Below are 18,150 nucleotides of genomic sequence, written 5' to 3'. Positions count from 1 at the left end.
GAGGCATGAATCATAGCGGAGGCGAATGCACCGAAGCATCTTCAACACGCGAAACGCATCCCAAGCGGACCTTCTCAAACCGGCTGAAGACGCCTTCGGCTCTTCCGTTTCGCTATCAATCGAGTGAAAGGATTCGTTGCTGCTGAATCGCGATGAATGGAGAAAAGACGAATTCAAGAATTTCTGCGTGTGATCGGCGTGCTTGCAGCGACAATCTTTAGGTGGGGAACTATCGATGAAGCCTGAGTTTGCGAGACCCAATGCAATTTGAAACAGATTTTGTTGATTCGAAAGGCTTGCTTCGGTTCGCTTGTCGGTTGTCCGTGTGCGTCGCTGTTCTATGGATGAGCGTCGACGTTCGCTCCGCGGACTCGCCTCGGACCGCTGAATCCGTGATGGATGATGCGACGGCACTGAATCACTTGATCGGTGAGAAAACGCTTCAAGAAAACGCGGTTCAATTCTTGACGCGAATTGATGAATTGACCCCGGCACAGCAGTATGAAGAACTATGTCGGTGGGTCTTCCCCGGCAATGGCCACGGACTCCGTATCGAAGGTTCGATTGCTCGGCCCGCGGGAACGACCCCCGATGTTGCGGCGCGAAGTTGGGTGCCGTTGTCGGAGTATCCTGAAAGTGGATGGATCTGTTGCCCGGCTCGCGAATTGATCACTTTGGCGGTGAAGTTGGAACTCGAGACAGAGTTGAAGGCGCGGATTGTGGAATGGAAACCAATTCGTGACGACCAGCATCAGGCGAAGGACACGCTGCTGACGCTGCTGGCGATTGCCGAGTCGGAGCAAGCTGATGTGCTGCAGCGACTGACCGAACGGTTCGCGAAGAATCGACCCTGGCAAGATCAGAACGCGGCCGAAGTTTGGTGGGCGGATCTGATCGTCTTGTGGACGGCCGTTGAGAACCCTGCAACCACTGATCTGGTGGGCGAAGAATTGTTCGGCGCGTTCTCTGGACTTCGGGATTTTATCCCCAACGCGGAGTTGGACCTGACGGCGGATTTCTTGTGTTTGTTGTTGGATCACTGTTCAGCGCGGACGCACGGATCGCTTGCGAGTGTTCCTGATTCGTTTGATGTGTTCAGCCGAATCGACGCTGCTTCCCATGGGCACGGGAATGTTTTGCCTCGCTTTGCAATGCATGATCGAGGCGTCGTGAAAGTCTCCGGGCATGAGCTGGACTACCTCGTCTTTCGCAATCCTCTGCAGGGCAATTTCGAAACGGTTGCTGAAGTCTCTACCCTCCACGGAGCGTTCAGTGAGCTGATGGTTGGCGGGATTGCAGTGAGCCCATCGGATTCGCGACCAATCTCGTCGGTCGGCAGCTTTGCCAAGGGGAACAGGGAGGTGCCAGTGAACAGGCCGATCGAGCCGTTGGGAGGCGAAAGCCTGTTGCGAGTGAGCAGCTCCACCGAACAAGTCGAACACTTTTTCAATGGACGGCGGACTCACGTCGATGCATCGCAGAACTCCTCGGCACCCTGGGTTGGCATCCGAGGTTGGCGTCGCTCGAAGGGACGCATCGCTGACTTGCGAATTTCGGGGACGCCAGTGACGCCGCCATCGATCGATCTGCTGAGTGATTCGTCACTGAGAGGTTGGTCCAGCTACTACGACACGGATTTGAACAACGGTCTGGGAAGTTGGAGCATCCAAGAGGACGGCGGCTCGTTGAATTTGGTCAGCGAGCGAACCAGTGATCGGTTCGGATCGCATGACGAAGACTTGCTGGTCTACGTCCGCCCCATCGTTTGGGACGCACGCATTCAGTACGAGTTTCTGTACAACGCAACTGCGACTGCCGTGTTCCCGTGTGTCGGCAGGACCGCGTTTCTGATGGATTCCTCCGGTGTTGCTCTGCATCAAATCACCGATGGAATGCATCAACAGGCGCCGCTTCGCCCCGACAACCGAACGAAACCAGTGAGCAGCACGTCACCTGAGTTGGTGGAGGGATGGAATCAGGTTGAGGTTCGATTCAACGGCGACCGCATCGTCGTGTCACTCAACGGCAAACCAGTCGCAGAGAAGCAAATCAGTGCTGGTGAGTCACCCACGTTTGGATTGTTCCACTATCGCGATCAAACTCGCGCGGCGGTCCGCAATCTGCGTCTGAGCGGCGATTGGCATGACGCGTTGCCGGAAGTATCGGAGCAGGAGCTCGCTTCCAGCCTGGTCAAAGAATTGGAAGCGGCCGCCGAAGCTCTTCCCGAACACTTCGAACATGACTTTGGAAAAGGCATTCCAGCCAACGTGTTCGAGGTCGATGGGCGGGCGGATCGTTTGTCACAGTTGCCCGATGGCATTCACTTGGTGCGAGCATCACCTTCCGATCAAGCCGCGATCCGGCTGAGCGGCACCATCGATGGTGATTTTGAAATCACCTTTGGTTTCAAAGACTTGCAACTTGGAGACGAGGAACCGACATGGCACTGCGGACTCGGGATCAACGTTCAACTGCAAAATGGACAGCGAAGTCGCCTGGACATGTGCATTCGTCGAGATCGCCTGAGTGGCTTGCCTGACATCGCGTTTTCCCACAATGAGATCAATCAACATGGTGGAGTCAAGTGGATTCGCGGGTGGACACGTCGGGAACTCTCCACGTCCGGACGCCTGCGGTTGGTCCGGCGAGGAGGAACGATCTACGGATTGTTCGCTCAAGGTGATTCATCGCAGTTTCACTTGATCGGTTCGACTGAGATCCCGCTCGGGCCCGTGCCGCCACTCGGTTTTTACAACTACAGCGTGGGCGGCAAAGGCATGAGTGTTAGCGGGACGTGGACGGAAGTCATCATCCGGGCAGACGTCATTGATCTGTTGCAACCATCAGATCCAGCCGGCACGATCGAGGAGCTGAATCAATCACGAGACAGCATGCATGCGTTGGACATCGATCTGACGACGCAGGGGATGCTGAACGGGGACTGGATCGTGGTGGATGGTCCGACAGAGGATTTTACTGAGACCTCGGAAGGGATTTTGTTCACCGCATTGGGTGGAGAACAGACCGCCGAAAGGGTCGCGGTCCTCAAGCCTTTGCAACAAACACTGCAGGCCGATATTCAATCCGAGTTCACCGTTGTCAAAGCGATGGGGAACCGTGATAGCGGCATGACAACGGAGACGGTGGTCGTGTTGAATCTATCCGAAATAGGCGAGGAAGAAGTTGATCCCACACACTTGACCATCACCGAGGCGACTTTGATCGCTCGCCACATGTCCGATGGGAGGATCGAATTGCGGCCGCGGATTGTGGGGCGTGACCAGGCTGGCAAAGTGAAGAATCAAGTTCTACGCGTTTCAGTCATTGAGTCACCCGATCAGTTACGAATCGCTTTGAGAGATCAGACCCTGTACTACCTTTACCGAGTCGCTGGAACCGAAGACGAGAAGCTGGTTGCCACCTACAAGCTGAAGCGTGAAGTGGTGGCCACCCAGGCGGAGACCTGGTTCATTGGCGGTTTGAACCACGGTGAGATGCGGGCTGTGCTAGAAAGGATGTCGATCCATACCGATCCCGCCACGCCGGCAAAGAATTGGGCCACGGCTCCCTCCGTGGTGATGCCGGTTGAGAATTCGGCGACCGAAAGCCCCGTTCAGGACAGTGTGCCTTCGCGGATTTACAACTCCATTCGCAATTGGTTTCGCTAAAGCTGGCATCATGAATATTTCAATCAATCCATTAGCTTTGAGATGCTTCTCGTTTCTCGTCGCTCTCGTTCTGTGTGCGGCTGCGAACAACTCTTCGTTCGGCAACGAGGATGCCGTTCGATCGGATGCTGTTGCGGCCGCTTGGATCCTGAGTGATCAGCACGTTTCGGAATCAGGAGCCATGGTCTGCCAGCAGGCGGAAAGACTCGAGCCGGCCGAACGTTATCGATATCTGAAGTCGTGGGTGATCGGCGGACCGAAGGCTGCGAGCCCCCGCATCACCGCTGATTTCGGAGACCTGGGCGATGATCAGCGAAGGCGTCCCACGATCGTTTCACCAGCGTTGCAATTGATTCGTTTGGCAGAGGAATTGAATCAGCTTGATTCATTCTTGAATGACATCAATCAAATTCCTGTGAGGACACCGGCTGAACGTTGTGACCAACTGGTGTTGCTTGTTCTCATCGCATTGGAAAGGAACGATGCGGCGACGGTGGAGGAAGGTGTGGATGAGTTGCTGAAACTTGTTCGCTCTGACAATTTGTTGCTGAAACATTCGCGGGATGGAATCGTGTTGCTCGCGGAGAAAGCGGTCCAAGTCGCACCATCAACAACCGCGATTCGTGAACTCGTTTTGTTCACCACGCTGGCTTACCGAAAGGAATACGATCGGCCCGCTTGGATTCGTCACCTCGTTGCCGCTCAGGTCAAACTGAGTGATCCTGATGGCCCAGGAAGCTTGGTCGAGGACAAGCCGCAGTGGTTCATGGGAAGTCTCGAACGTGCCTTCGAGCACGGCAATGCGTTCCCTTCTCCCAATCCATCCTTTGCCCGAGGGCAGTATCGGAACCAGTCGAATTACGGCGACGACATTCTGTTTTTCCAGTCGCCTCTGCAGGGCGACTACACCGTGGACGCGATGACAACCGGGTTTGGTTACCGCGAGGCGCATTTGTTGGTCGGCGGGTTTTATGCAGGGCTGGTTTACAACCACACTCAAAGCATGCTGGGCAATGTGCGGCAGGAACTTGGGCGGACAAACATCGGCGGTGCACTGACCGACACCCACCGCTACGGCTATCTACGCACGCGGGCGAGTGTGCAAGACGGGGTGGTGACAACGTCGATCAACGGTCGCGAAATCCACCGTCAACCTGTTGGCGATTCGGTGTACCCATGGCTTGGGATTCGCACCAACTACCGAGTCCAGGGTGGCGTCGACAACCTGCGAATCACGGGGAATCCGGTCATTCCAGACCGCATTGAAATGGTCGAATCCACCGGTTTGTTGGGTTGGTATGACTATTACCAAGACCCGGGCACTCGTCTGAATCAACTCGCGAATTGGTCAGCAACTCGAGTGGAAGGTTCCCAGGGAGGTGTGACCACGGAAGTTTTCGATCCTCGCATCGGGTACCTGCCTCATGGCAGTCATGTCGAGCATCTTCTGCGGTACATCCGGCCGATGGTTGAGGATGGCGTGATCGAGTACGAGTTTTGGTATGAAAACGGACGCTGGGAGGCTCATCCCGCTTTCGGGAGAACTTGTTATCTGATTCGGGAGCAGGGTGTGAGCGAACATCGGCTGACCGACGGACGCTATGACCGAAGTGGCTTGCGACCCGACAATGAACGCCCGGTGGGTGTCGGGCAAGGCCAGTCGATTCCCTTGCGAGGGAATGCCTGGAATCATTTGCAATTGCAGCGTCGAGGTGATGAACTCGTTCTCCGATTGAACGGTCAGGTGATTCACACATCGGAGATCGAGAGCGACGGTGTGCATCCCTGCTTTGGAGTGTTTCATTACGCCGATCAGTCGTCGTTGCGAGTCCGGAACGCACGTTGGACGGGCGATTGGCCCACCGAACTACCAGACATCGAGCAGCAGCAACTCGCTGGTGATTTCGGCGGGCGGTTGGACTGGACGGCAGATAATCCTGGTGAGAAGTTGAACGATCGCATTGATCTTGCTGCGCTTGTTCGAGGACGGTTTGTCCAAGCGGAAGGTGATCCGGCGAGGACTGTGGTCGCGACCGACGAAGGCGTGGTGCTGAGCCAAGTCAGCGAGACAGGGTACCGCGGAACATTGCTGGCCCCCGACATTCAACTCGGAGGTGACTTCGATGTCATCGTCTCCTACGATCAACTTCAATGTGAATCACAGAAGGAAAAGATCGGCAGTGTCCGAATGCATGTGGTCGCAGACACGCCAGAGGAAGACATGGCGTTGATCCAGTGGGTCAATGATCGCAACAGCGATCAAATGCTGCAGTGTTTGAGAATGGCGACGGTCAACGGAGAACAACGTCGCAACTACTTCGGCAAAATCCCATGCGACAGTGACGCTGGACGGCTGCGGTTGTCACGACGTGGTGACAAAGTCTTTTACTTGGCTGCGGATGGAGATTCTGACTACTTTCATTTGATTGGCGAAGAGAGATTTGTCAGGGATGATCTGAAGTCCATGGGGATCCAGTTCGGCGTTCAAATCCAGGGCCCCGGTGGTCGGGTGAGCACTCGGTTCACGGAGTTACAGGTTCGCGCAGAACGCCTGGAAATCGGGAACGAGATCGACCACCAGGAGTCGCTGGCGTCGCTGGACCAACAACGCGACCTTCTGCCAATCTCTTTTGTCCATGACTTCACCCAAACGCCTGGCAAACCAGCGGAGCTTTACCATTGGGGAGAGTCGCAGAGATCTGCTTCCGGTCTCCAGGTCATCGCTCCGGGCTCGGATGAATGGACGAGTGCAGGTGTCTCACTGATGCATCGAATCGAAGGTGATTTCGATATCGCATTTCACTTTGATGCTCCGAAGTTGCCAACCCCGACCAAGGGACAGCAGACCCAGTTGTACTTGCAGATCGAATGGAGCGACGAAAACCAAACTCAAGTCGATTCGATGATAAGCAAGTCTGATTCCGGATCGGTCGTCAGCCGAGGCATGTCGCGGATTCTTGTGAACGGAAGGTCAACCTACCAGATGTTCGGGAATCAACCGTCCGATCAACCGGACTACCTCCGCATCGCACGACGCGGTGACATGTGCTATTGCATTTCGGGACGTGAGGCGGAGCAGCAAGCGTTGATGCTAGGGGCCATTCGTGTTTCAGGCCAACCCATCGATCCAATGCGGGTCCGCATGATTTTGCACACCGGTGGGGAAGGACGCACCTCAGAGGTCCTGTTCAAATCCATTCGCGTGAAGGCAGCGGCAGCCACACTGGGTGCCCCTCTGCAAACCAGGCGTCGCGAAGGACAGGTGTTTGCTGTGCCTGACCCTGCCGAACCCACTCCACGTCCCACCAGTGTCTTCGATTCCATTCGCAACCTATTCCGTTGAACAACTCTCTCATGATTCATATCACGGATCCCATGATTCAGATCCCATGTCGCAACTCGGCATTGAACTCAAGCGTGCACTCACGTCGGAGCAAGGTCCCGTGGCAGAGGATTGCGGTTGCTTTCGTTGGCATGGTCGCTTTGTTTGGCGTGTCTCAAAGCGCGCCAAACGTTGCTGCACAGGACGGGCTGGCACGATTGGCGGATTTGATTGACACGACCTCGGTTGCGAAAGCCAAACCGTCTTATGCGGCGCTCGTGTTGCCTGCCTTGCAAGATCGTGATCCCAAGGCCGCGTGGAAGACGCTCGATGAGGCCGCAAACTCGTTGTCAATCTCCGACATGCTCTACAGCGACCTGCCTGCGGCCGCGGCTGCACTGAATCGCTCTTTGGTGCAATTGAGCAGTGATCAACAGTATGAGTTGCTGGAGAAGTGGACGCTGCCGACCGAGCAACGCAAACGCGTTCGAATTTTGTCCACTCCTGTGCCGACGGACGCCCCCCCCAAAGTCTTTGCTCGCTCGATCGGAGAACGCCCTCGTGACAACACCTTTGCGGTCGCATCGGTGGGCCCCGTTCCTGGTTTTTTTTGCAGCGGGTGGGCGCTGTTGCAGGCCGCGAATGAACTGGGACGCTTGCCACGATTGCGAATCGTTTTGGAGGAGCTTCACGAGCAGAACGTTTCCGGTGCCGAAGAAATGTTGGTGCTGTCACAGTTGCTCGGTTCGCGTGGCAATTTGGAGATGGCCAGCGAATTCTTCGAAGCTCAAGCGAATCCGCAAGCGGATGCCACACCGCTTGCATCTCGCGACATGACGGTTGCTGCGATCGCTGCCGCGGCGATGCAGCACGAAGCCACTCAGGCGGCCGGAGAAGCCTGCTTGGCATCCTTGGTGGATCGTGCCGTGGACGAGCGATCAATCGGAATGCGTCCCTTCCTGCGAATCGCACATGCCCTTGCCGTCCAGAGTCATCGTGGTGAATCGCCGGCGGAGTCGTTGTTTCAGAATCAAATGCAGCACTGGGTTCCTGTGACTGTTCAAACCGCGAAGGACATTCAGCGTGGCCAGAGGAATGGGATGTGGCTCACTCACGAACGACATGTGTTGCACGTGGCGGGAGGAGCCGCTGACGTTTTGTTCTGCCGTTTCCCGTTGGTCGGTTCATTTGATTTCGTTTGCGAAACGCAATCGGGTGGATCGATCGGCACCGATGGTGGGCTCGTTTATGGCGGGCTTCACTTCCAAGCGACAGGCCGCAACACGACGCTTTCCGTTTGGGACGCCGATACACAGCATCGCATCAACCAGCCGTCGCCGTTCGCACGGACCGCGTCGCACCCCGTCTTCAACCGAGTCTCAATCCGCTCGACGGAGAAAACAAGTCAGTTCGAATCGAACCTCCATCCGATTTGGTTCGATGACGAGGCGGCACGCACCAGCCCTTGGTTGGGGCTGCGTAGTTCCGGCACCAAGCGACCCGTGTTCCGCAACCTGCTGCTAACGGGCAAGCCTGTCATTCCCAGGCAAGTCAACTTGATTGCTGGAGAGGAGCTGCGGGGCTGGCAATCCAGTTTCTATGACGAGGCCCAACTCCCGTTTCGGAAGAAGGCAGCCGCAGCGACGGTTGGATCGGCGCCGGCGGATTTGGAACCAACCGCGGGCGAGTTGGATTGGCAGGTCCAGTCGGGTGTGTTGCTTGGTGACGCGAAACAGGATCCAGCTGCCGCGGAGCATCCGGGGCTGTTGCAGTACCAGCGCCCGCTTGGGGATGGGGAATCAATTGCTTACCAATTCTTTTTTGACGGAGACGCTTCCATTGTGCATCCAGCGGTTGGTCGGATGGCATTCTTGCTGGAACCAAGCGGCATGCGAGTCCGCTGGCTGACGACGGGCAGCAATGACTGGACGACCTTGCCGATGGACAACGCAGCCCTGGAGCCACTCAGCCGCCGAGGCCCGCGTTCCCTCCCCCTCAAGCCGAATGAGGACAACGATGTCCGCCTCGAGCTTTTTGGCGGCAAGGTGTTGGTCCATCTCAATGACGAGTTGGTTTACCAACGCGATCTCGAACCCGGAGCCGGCACTCAATTCGGGCTGTATCGATCCAGTCGCGGCGCACCGGCAAAGATTCAGAGCGTCGTGATGAAGGGTGATTGGCCCGAGACCATTCCCGAAGAATTTCTCGCCAACCCGCTCGCAACCGTCGATCGCTGAACCGGCTCTGCTCATCGAAAGCTGACTCGATCGTGTTCGCCGCGATCGAGTCTCGGGCGGAGAGTCAGATCCGGTCGGGCGGGAACCGAATTCTTGGCGAATCCGGCTCCGGTGGTGCGAATCTGGCTACGGGTGAGATGCCGGAGGCAATTCCACCTGCGCATAAAAAAAGCCCGGCTGAAACAGCTGGGCTTTCTTTGAAGCGACGCGGACGGGAATCGAACCCGCAACCTCCGGATCGACAGTCCGGGGCTCTAACCAATTGAGCTACCGCGCCTCGCAGAGGGAGATCAAAGCGTTCGAAAACGACTTTCAATCTTCTTCCAAGGCTCACAGTGAAACGAAGAAACTCTCATCTCCGCTGTGATGGGGTGGAGTATATCTATGCTCGGTTTGCTTGCAAGGCCGGTCTGAGGGGTCGCCGAAAATTTTGTTCGGTCGGCTCTCAAAGGAGTCGTTTTGTGCCGGTTCTAGCGATCAAACCTTGCGGGAATCTCGCATCTGAGGGTTTCTGCTTCGCGGGTCAGGGAACTGGCCGACGATGGAGGCACCCCGAACTAGGTTTGGTAACACGTATCCCGTGAAACACATGCAATCGAGAGTTCCGCCATGGACGCTTTCCTGCTCGCCTTTTCAATCGTCGATTACTTCTGGGACTGTTGGTGGGAGTTCAAACTTTACTTCCTGCACCTGACAAAATTCCAGTGGATGCTGCTTTCCACCGCATCCGTGTTGAGTGGATTCCTCTGCTTACGCGGTGACAAGTTCCGAATTTGAACGGAACCTCGCATCCAGCAATCGATCTCGAAAAGCGACCAACCATTTGAATCAGCGAAGCCGCCGACCTGTTCGACGAGCTTCGTTTTTTCGTAGACTCAGAGCAGGGCACGGGAAAGGATTTTCCCGTGCCTCTTCTGTGCACCGCACCCGAGGGGCCGTCCCGGCAAAAGACGCCTGGCACTGATTTTTCGACGGTTCCTAAGCGAGTAATTCGCGAACGACGCGAGCTTCTTCCACGCCCGTCAAACGTTGGTCCAGCCCTTGGAACGGGTAGGTGAAGCGTTCGTGATCGATTCCCATCTGGTTCAGAATCGTGGCGTTCAGATCGCGGATGTGAACCCCGTCGCGAACAATGTTGTAGCTGAACTCGTCCGTCTCGCCGTGCACCACGCCTTGCTTGATGCCGGCGCCGGCCATCCAGATCGAAAAACACTTCGGGTGGTGGTCTCGGCCGTAGTTGGTTTTGGTCAACGCACCCTGGCAGTAAATTGTGCGGCCAAATTCGCCGCCCCAGACCACCAGTGTGTCATCGAGCAATCCTCGCTGCTTCAGGTCGGTGAGTAGACCCGCGGAAGGCTGATCGGTGTCGCGGCATTGGTTGGGGAGATCCTTCGGCAGGGCCCCGTGTTGGTCCCAGCCACGATGGAAAATTTGGGTGAAGCGAACACCCCGTTCGGCCATCCGGCGTGCCATCAAGCAACAGTTCGCAAAGGTGCCAGGGTTGGTGACGTCGGGACCGTAGAGATCGAGCACGTGTTGCGGTTCATCGCTCAAGTCGGTGAGTTCAGGAACGCTGGTTTGCATCTTGAACGCCATTTCGTACTGCGCGATCCGGGCTTCGGTTTCAGGATCGTGCCAGCGGTCGAGCGTGTTGCGATTGAGTTCCTCCAGTGTGTCCAGCATCCGGCGCCTGACACCGGGGTCGATGCCGGCGGGATTGGAAAGATACAGCACTGGGTCACCCGCACTTCGCAGTGCGACGCCTTGGTACTTGCTGGGCAGGTACCCGCTTCCCCAAAGTCGGTTGTAAAGCGCTTGGGCCTGTTTCCGCCCGGTCCATGACGCGGTCATCACCAGAAATGCAGGCAGGTCTTCGTTTTCGGTCCCCAGTCCGTAGCTCAACCACGATCCCAAGGACGCTTTGCCGGGCAACTGATTGCCGGTGCAGATGTAGGTGATCGCGGGATCGTGATTGATCGCCTCGGTGTACATCGATTTGACCAGGGCGATCTCGTCCACCTTCTTGGCCATGTGCGGGATCAGTTCGCTGGCCATTGTGCCGTTGGCACCGTGCGGGCTGAACTGGTAGATGCTGGGCGCAATCGGAAAGCGAGACTGGCCACTCGTCATCGTCGTCAAGCGTTGGCCTTGCCGAATGGACTCGGGCAAATCCTTGTCAAACCAATCGGCCATTTGTGGTTTGTGATCCCACATGTCCATTTGGCTGGGGGCACCCGACATGAACAAGTAGATCGCTCGTTTGGCGGCCGGTTCGTGGTGTGGCAATCCAGGTTGTCCGGGGACGCCGGAGCCCGAGGGGCCAGCGGGAGGTGCGTCGAGCGAAACCGATTGGCTGTCGACGGCGCGAGCCATCCCTGGCATCGAGGCCAGGGCGGCGGCACCGAGTCCCGCCGCGGCGTTGGAAAACAGGGACCGGCGGGTCAGATGCTGCATGCGTTGCTGCAGGGCGGACGACATCAAAGGTGATTGTGTCAGTGCGTTCCAGTCCTCGCAGGGGAATTCAGAGCGACTCATTTGCAAACCACCTCGTCCAGGTTCAAAAGGGTGTTCATCACGACGGTCCATGCGGCCAGTTCAGGATTGGGAGCTCCGACCAACAGTCGGGCTTCCTCCAGTTGGACCGTATAGTGTTCGGTTAAATCGGCCAGCAAGCGTTCGAGCGATCGCAGTTCGTTGGTTTCGATCGGCCGCAGGGTCACGCGTTGGAAAGCCGATTGAAGTCGCTTGCGTGAGATCGCGTCCCAGTCCGATGGATCGGGAGTCGGTGAGGCGGTGACCTCGTCTGCCATGGCTCGCGCTGCCGCCATCGCTTGGGTTTCATTGAGCAACAGCAAGGCTTGCATGGGCGTGTTGGTTCGTTCGCGACGTGCGGTGCAGGATTCGCGACTCGGTGCGTCAAAGGTCGACATCACCGCAGGGGCACTGGTCCGTTTCCAAAACGTGTAGACGCTCCGGCGAACAGTTTTTTCACCTTCGTCGGGCACGAAGTTGGCCGTGTCACTGTCCGTGTAACCCACCGCTTCCCAAAGCCCAGCCGGCTGAGGTGGTTTGACGCTCGGTCCGCCGCGTTTGTTGACAAGCAATCCGGAGACGGAAAGCATTTGATCGCGGAGCGTTTCCGCATCCAGTCGAAATCTCGGGCCACGTGCGAAGTAGCGATTGCTGGGGTCCACCGCCAGCATTTGGCGGGTCGCTGTCGCATCACGGCGATAGGTCTCGGTCATCACCAATCGCTTCATCATCTCCTTCACGTCCCATCCGCTCACGCGAAAATCGAGGGCGAGTTCGTCCAGCAATTCTGGGTGCGAAGGCAAGTGTCCTTGGCTGCCGAAGTCTTCACTGCTTTTCACCAGGCCGTGCCCGAACAGTTGTTGCCAGAATCGATTGACGGCGACGCGAGCGGTCAGCGGATGGTCCTCGCGAAGCAACCACTGAGCCAATCCCAGGCGGTCGTTGGGGGCACCTTCCGGGAATTCAGGTAAGAAGCCAGGAACGGCCCGCTCAACCTTTTCGCCGGGAGCGTCGTAGAGCCCGCGTTCCAAGATGAACGCGTCGCGAGGTTTGGAGGTTTCTTTCCAAACCAGCGTCGTGGGGACTTTTTGATTGATCTTCTCTTGCATCGCGACCATGCCGTCACGCATGTCATGCAGGGCGGTCCAGCGAGGGTGATCACAAACCACCTCGCGGTAGAAGGTGCGTGCGGCTCGCCAATCCACGCTCGGAGAAGCTTCGTTCTCGGCGGGGGCTGGCAACGATGCCAATCGCTCCGTCAGCGGTTCGGCAAACTGCACGGTTGGCGAGTTGAGCGCGTAAGTCAAGGTTGCTGGCCCGTTGCGATTGACGTGCCGGATGAACAAGTGATTGTCACCCTTTTTCAACGACAGCGTGTGGCGATTTGCCAGCGGCTGAAATTCATTGTCCTTCCGTTTGCCTGGTTTTTGTTTGGCAATTTCCTTTCCATTCAGAAACAGAACACTGCCGTCGTCTGTTCCGAGCATCAGTTCAACGGATTGGTCCGATGGGGAACGAATGAGTTGGTGAAGCACCGAGACGCTGGGCGAGTCATCGAGAGTGGGCAGTTCGTTGGACAAAATCGAAACGATGTCCGCACGCGGTTGCCACTGGTATTCGTGATCGTCACGAGTGATCGATTGAGCGGGGGCAAATTCGTTCTTGTTCTCGCCCGCGAACGTCTCGCTCAATCCCTTTCCGACACTCTCGATTTTCAGAGGGCCGATCAAGTGCGAGTCAGCCAGGACGACGCGTTGGTCAGCTGGCAATTGATTCGTGGAGGAATGCAGCGAGAGAGCAACCTGACGAAGCATGTGGGCAACGTGCACGGATTCGTAGTGCAACGAAACCCGGATTTGCCCGCTCTCTTTTTCCGAGCCGGGGGCTTCCGTGGCGGGGATCACGAACCAAGCCGTTCGGTCGCCCGTGGCTTCGTGACCGCCGACGGCCCAACCGGTCGTGGCATCGATCTTGCCATCAATCGCTTTGGTCACCGCGAATCCGTCACCGGATTGTTCGCGGGTGGCTTTGGCGGAACGAATTGGAATTTCGGTCCAGTGAGATTGATCGTTGGGTCGCGTTTCGATTTTGATTTCGCTGAGCACCGCGTTTTGGTTGGAAGCCGTGCCGACGCGTGGGTGTTCCTCATCCGTTCTCGCGTGCAGTTGCAACATTCGCCAGGTCCCCGGGGGCAGCGGCGAGACGATTTGCATCACGTCTTTGGCGGGCGGCATGCCGTCCCACTCGACCGATCCATCTTCGTTCTGTTTGAACTTGCCCTGGTTCTTTGTGGTGACTTCGCTGGGCATCAAGTTCGCGTGAACCGATTCTTCGGAGGATGCCAGGGATTGTTGCCACTGAAGTTGAGCGACATCCACTTCTGGCAAGGGACCCGCCATCTCCTGATCCAAGTCCGCAATGTCGGACGCCAGTTGCGTCAGTTCAGCCGATTGTTCGGCGGAGGGAACGCGGATCACAGGGGCATGATCCTTTTTGTTGCCGTCCATCGCTCGCCCGTCGAGCGAATTGAAAAATGCGGACAGCGCGAAGTAATCTTTCTGGGTGATCGGATCGAATTTGTGGTCGTGGCAGACGGAGCATCCGGTGGTCAAGCCAAGGAAGATGGTGCCGAACGAATCCGTGCGATCGATGACGTTGCGAGCGAAGACTTCGTCGTAGATTGAACCACCTTCGTTGGTCGTCACATTCAACCGGTTGAAACCACTGGCGATCTTGTTGCTCAGCGATTCCGCTTCGTCGGTTTCGGGCAACAGATCGCCCGCGAGTTGCCGTGTGATGAACTGATCAAACGACAGGTTTTGATTGAAGGCATCGATCACCCAGTCGCGATACGGCCACATTTCGCGATAGTTATCCAAGTGCAACCCGTGGGTGTCGCCATAGCGAACCAGGTCCAACCAAAACCGAGCCATGTGTTCGCCATAGTCAGGCGAAGCGAGCAGTTCTTCGATGTAGTTTTCGTAGGCTTCGGGGGATGAATCAGCGACAAAAGCTTCGACTCGTTCCAGTGTTGGCGGCAATCCGGTCAGGTCGAGTGAAACGCGACGGGCAAGTGTTCTGCGATCGGCGGTTCCGGCCGAGGACAGTCCCAAGGATTGCAGTTCGACATCGATCCATTGGTCGATTCGATCTCTGTCAGCGGCCGCATCGTCTTGGCCCATGGTCGAGGGCAGTTCGTGGCGGCGAGGCGGCGTGAACGCCCAGTGCGAAGCGTAAACCGCTCCTTCGGAGACCCATTGTTTGAGCAGTTTGATTTGTTCGGGCGACAACGGTTTGTGAAAAGCCGTTGGCGGCATGATAATGTCGGAATCGTCGGTCGAAATCCGTTCGATCAGCAAGCTCTCCTGCCAGTCATCTTGATCGATGACATCCGCGATCCCCTCGGCGGAATCCAATCGCACACCGGCTTTTCGGTCGTGCTCGTCCGGACCGTGGCAGGCGAAGCAGTTGTCCGAAAGGATCGGGCGAATGTCGCGGCCGAAATCGATCTTGGCAGGTTGGGTGGGTTCTTCGGCCAACACTGAGCTTGCGAGGAACAGCGAGGCGGCGATCCATCCAAAGGTGCGACAGGACGCGAAGACGTTCCAAATCATCGAGGAACCCAGGCAGGAGGAAGGTGGGGTGGGCGGGACGGTCCATCTTACTACCAACGCGATGATGCTCCAAACCAATAGACTTGGAGCATTGTGCGGTCGTTTTTCGTTTTTTTTCTTTCGACCAGCCGGCTAGGACGCACGAAAACGCCCTCGTTGAGCGGCAGGGGCTTCATTCGAAGCGGTCCCGAGTCCGTGTGTATCTCGGGCCACCCATTCGACCAATCGTGAAAATTCTTTCGGGATCTGGCAATCCATTCTTTCCTGTCACGGAATCTGCGACGTAGAAGGAGACGATGCGTCCGACAACCAGGTTGGCACCTCCCCGGCCGGGGCCCAATTGCATGGACGTCAACATTTCACATTCCATCGCGGCGACCACATCGGCAACGCGAGGCACATCGACTTTGACCGAAGGTGCCTTTTGCAAACCGGTCAGGACGAATTCGTCTTCATCGGGCCGCACGTCCGCCGCCGTTTTTTTCATTGATTCCGCAAATTCCTCCGTGACAACGTTCACCACGAACTGGCCGTTCGCGCGAACATTGGCGAGCGTGTCCTTGGCGGTTCCGTCCAAGCGATTGACCGGACAAAACATCACCGTCGGCGGGTTGGCACCAACACCACCGAAGAAACTGTACGGAGCGAGGTTCGCAACACCGTCCGGCGACAGGGTCGAGACCCAGGCAATCGGGCGAGGCGTGATCAACGCGACCATGGATTCATAGACCGCGCTGATCGAAACATCATTGGGATCGATGATCATGTGTCGCTCAATTGCTGGGTCAGAAGCGACTGCAGTTGCGGTGTGGCCGACACGCAGAACTTGGGATTCCAATCATCGAATTCCGCGCCGCCATAGCCTTCCAGGATGGCCCCCGATTCACGAGCGATGACGGTTCCGGCAGCGGAGTCCCAGGCGGCGACGTTGGTGGCCCAGTAACCATCCAGTCGTCCATCAGCGACGTAGCACATGTTCAGCGCGCATGAACCCAAACGTCGCAGCGAACGACATTTTTCGAGCACCTTCACGAACCGAGTGACCTCCGGTGAATCCGCCGTCACACCCGCTCGAAAGCTGCAGGCAACCAAACTTTCATCCATCTTCGTGCATCCGCTGGCGGACATTTTTTGTCCGTTGCAGTGGGCGCCTTGTCCATCGATCGCGGTGAACATTTCATCTCGCGTGGGATCATAGATGACCCCCAAACGCATTTTGCCCGCGGCGTACAAGCCGATTGAAACAGCGAAGCTTTGCAGTCGATGGACGAAATTGATCGTTCCGTCCAGGGGATCGACGACCCAGCACGGGGGAGCGTCGGGATCCCCAGCACGCACGTTGGCGGGCGGATCGTTTTCGCCTTCCTCCTCGCCAACAAAGGCGTATTCCGGGTAGGCCTGGGTCAGCATTTCGCGGATCGCTTTTTGCGACGCGAGGTCGGCGTCGGTGACCAGGTCTTTGGGAGCCTTCTCGCTGACGACGCGATCGATGCGTCGTGACATCAATTCAGCGGCTCCGGCGCGCGCCGCGTCAACGGCCAGCCTCAAATGGGCAGTGTCCATGCAGTCTGTCTTGGGGTTGGTTGGAGGCGGTCCGAAGGGTCGGAAGCCGTCAGTCGTTTTCCAACCGGCGAAGCTCTTCCAACCACAAACGAATGTCATTGTCGTATTCTGTCGACATATTGCCAATGATGAGCTGGCGATGGAATGCCGCGGCACCCTGTTCGACGTGTTCCGCTGCTTCCGCACTGATGAATCGCAGGGTCGGATCGGGGGCGATCAGTCCACGCAAGAAATTCATCAACAAAGCATTTCGCAGAACTTCTTCGGGCAGAATCCGTTCCAGATTCATTGGCAGTTCGCGTTTGGCTTGCAGCAATTCGCCCAAGTTCTTGGTGTTGTTGAACGGGTTGAATCCGGACAACAGTTCCACCAACACGTAGCCGACGCTGGCCAAGTCACTGCGGGGCGTTGCATCGAGGTTATCCAGCACTTCGGGGGCTGCGTACAGCGGTGTGCATTCGCGGTCCTTGGGTGGGTTGCGATAATCGATCGACGATCCCATGTCGATCAGTTTCGCGTGCCCACTGCGTTTGAGCATGATGTTCGCGGGTTTGACATCCCCGTGAACGATGCCGTCGCGGTGCAGCGCCGCCAACGCAGCCAAGCATTCGCGAACGATGGCGACGGCGACGCCGGGTTTGAAACGAGATTGTTCAGGGCCTTCGGTGATGATCACATCGTTGATGTATTTCCACCGCTTGGGCGTGATGTGATCACGCAGCAATTCCAGGCATTTGGGCATGACCAGTTGCCGGAGATCGTATCCGTCGACCCATTCCATCAGCATCACGCGGATGCGATCGCGTTCAAAAAAGTTTTGAACGTCCAGCAGATTGTCATGCTGGATCAAGGCGATCCGAGCGGCGATTGAGGCGATTCGTTGCATCGCTTCGTCGTACGACCGAGCGTCCGGGAATCGCTCGGGCGAGAAGATCTTCATGGCAACGGGAACGGTGAATCCGTCGGTGCCTCGATGCTCGGTCAAGTAGACCTCGCCTTGTCCGCCACGGCCCAACATCCGGCGAAGGTTGTAGTGGCCAGTCCAGTTCATCTTCCGACGACGCGTCAGTTCATCGTAACGCGATACCAGTTTAGGATCGCATTGGCTGGATTGTTCTCCGAGATAAGTGATCGTCGGAACAGGTTCGTAGCGTGTGGTTGCAGGCATACCATTCTTAACCGTCGCGGCGGCTTCCATGTCACCAAACGTAAAC

9 protein-coding genes and 1 tRNA gene are annotated in these 18,150 nt (G+C 57.0%); 4 read left to right on the top strand and 6 right to left on the bottom strand.

The genetic code is table 11. The features are described 5' to 3' along the window. Positions 1–260: 260 nt before the first annotated feature. From PSR62_RS22020 to PSR62_RS22010, 3 genes are all read left to right on the top strand, one after another. On the top strand, positions 261–3,668 hold the full coding sequence (locus PSR62_RS22020; protein ID WP_274405123.1) for a DUF1583 domain-containing protein: 3,408 nt from the start codon (positions 261–263) through the stop codon (positions 3,666–3,668). A gap of 10 nt (positions 3,669–3,678) precedes the next feature. Next, a complete protein-coding gene (locus PSR62_RS22015; RefSeq protein WP_274405122.1) occupies positions 3,679–7,011 on the top strand; it encodes a DUF1583 domain-containing protein in 3,333 nt (1,110 codons plus the stop codon). A gap of 74 nt (positions 7,012–7,085) precedes the next feature. Continuing rightward, positions 7,086–9,227: a DUF1583 domain-containing protein gene (locus PSR62_RS22010; RefSeq protein ID WP_274405121.1), complete on the top strand. Its 2,142-nt coding sequence runs from the start codon at positions 7,086–7,088 to the stop codon at positions 9,225–9,227. Between the two features lie 203 nt (positions 9,228–9,430). Here the strand turns inward: PSR62_RS22010 and PSR62_RS22005 are convergent. Then, positions 9,431–9,504, bottom strand: a tRNA-Asp gene (locus tag PSR62_RS22005). Positions 9,505–9,836: 332 nt separating this feature from the next. Between PSR62_RS22005 and PSR62_RS22000 the strand changes: the two genes are divergently transcribed. Continuing rightward, on the top strand, positions 9,837–10,004 hold the full coding sequence (locus PSR62_RS22000; protein WP_173442681.1) for a hypothetical protein: 168 nt from the start codon (positions 9,837–9,839) through the stop codon (positions 10,002–10,004). Positions 10,005–10,205: 201 nt separating this feature from the next. Here the strand turns inward: PSR62_RS22000 and PSR62_RS21995 are convergent, their stop codons facing one another. The 5 genes from PSR62_RS21995 to PSR62_RS21975 form a co-directional block, all read right to left on the bottom strand. Further along, positions 10,206–11,762 carry a DUF1501 domain-containing protein gene (locus tag PSR62_RS21995; RefSeq protein ID WP_274405120.1) on the bottom strand — a complete coding sequence of 519 codons (1,557 nt, stop codon included), beginning with the start codon at positions 11,760–11,762 and terminating at the stop codon, positions 10,206–10,208. After that, a complete protein-coding gene (locus PSR62_RS21990; RefSeq protein WP_274405119.1) occupies positions 11,759–15,373 on the bottom strand; it encodes a PSD1 and planctomycete cytochrome C domain-containing protein in 3,615 nt (1,204 codons plus the stop codon). The genes PSR62_RS21995 and PSR62_RS21990 overlap by 4 nt, the downstream gene beginning before the upstream one ends. Positions 15,374–15,545: 172 nt before the next feature. Then, positions 15,546–16,139: a flavin reductase family protein gene (locus PSR62_RS21985; RefSeq protein WP_274405118.1), complete on the bottom strand. Its 594-nt coding sequence runs from the start codon at positions 16,137–16,139 to the stop codon at positions 15,546–15,548. Next, positions 16,136–16,936 carry an inositol monophosphatase family protein gene (locus tag PSR62_RS21980; RefSeq protein WP_274405117.1) on the bottom strand — a complete coding sequence of 267 codons (801 nt, stop codon included), beginning with the start codon at positions 16,934–16,936 and terminating at the stop codon, positions 16,136–16,138. Before PSR62_RS21980 ends, PSR62_RS21985 begins: the two co-directional genes overlap by 4 nt. 49 nt (positions 16,937–16,985) lie before the next feature. Next, on the bottom strand, positions 16,986–18,104 hold the full coding sequence (locus PSR62_RS21975) for a serine/threonine-protein kinase (RefSeq protein WP_047815268.1): 1,119 nt from the start codon (positions 18,102–18,104) through the stop codon (positions 16,986–16,988). Positions 18,105–18,150: the final 46 nt, after the last annotated feature.

Origin of the sequence: Rhodopirellula sp. P2 (assembly GCF_028768465.1) — a bacterium.
Taxonomy (GTDB): domain Bacteria; phylum Planctomycetota; class Planctomycetia; order Pirellulales; family Pirellulaceae; genus Rhodopirellula.
This window is presented reverse-complemented; position numbering and strand designations above follow the sequence as displayed.

Bases quoted from the DNA above. Each gene is read 5' to 3' on its own strand.
- PSR62_RS22020 (WP_274405123.1), top strand. From the start codon at position 261: ATGCAATTTGAAACAGATTTTGTTGATTCGAAAGGCTTGCTTCGGTTC.
- PSR62_RS22015 (WP_274405122.1), top strand. From the start codon at position 3,679: ATGAATATTTCAATCAATCCATTAGCTTTGAGATGCTTCTCGTTTCTC.
- PSR62_RS22000 (WP_173442681.1), top strand. From the start codon at position 9,837: ATGGACGCTTTCCTGCTCGCCTTTTCAATCGTCGATTACTTCTGGGAC.
- PSR62_RS21995 (WP_274405120.1), bottom strand. From the start codon at position 11,762: ATGAGTCGCTCTGAATTCCCCTGCGAGGACTGGAACGCACTGACACAA.
- PSR62_RS21990 (WP_274405119.1), bottom strand. From the start codon at position 15,373: ATGATTTGGAACGTCTTCGCGTCCTGTCGCACCTTTGGATGGATCGCC.
- PSR62_RS21985 (WP_274405118.1), bottom strand. From the start codon at position 16,139: ATGATCATCGATCCCAATGATGTTTCGATCAGCGCGGTCTATGAATCC.
- PSR62_RS21980 (WP_274405117.1), bottom strand. From the start codon at position 16,936: ATGGACACTGCCCATTTGAGGCTGGCCGTTGACGCGGCGCGCGCCGGA.
- PSR62_RS21975 (WP_047815268.1), bottom strand. From the start codon at position 18,104: ATGCCTGCAACCACACGCTACGAACCTGTTCCGACGATCACTTATCTC.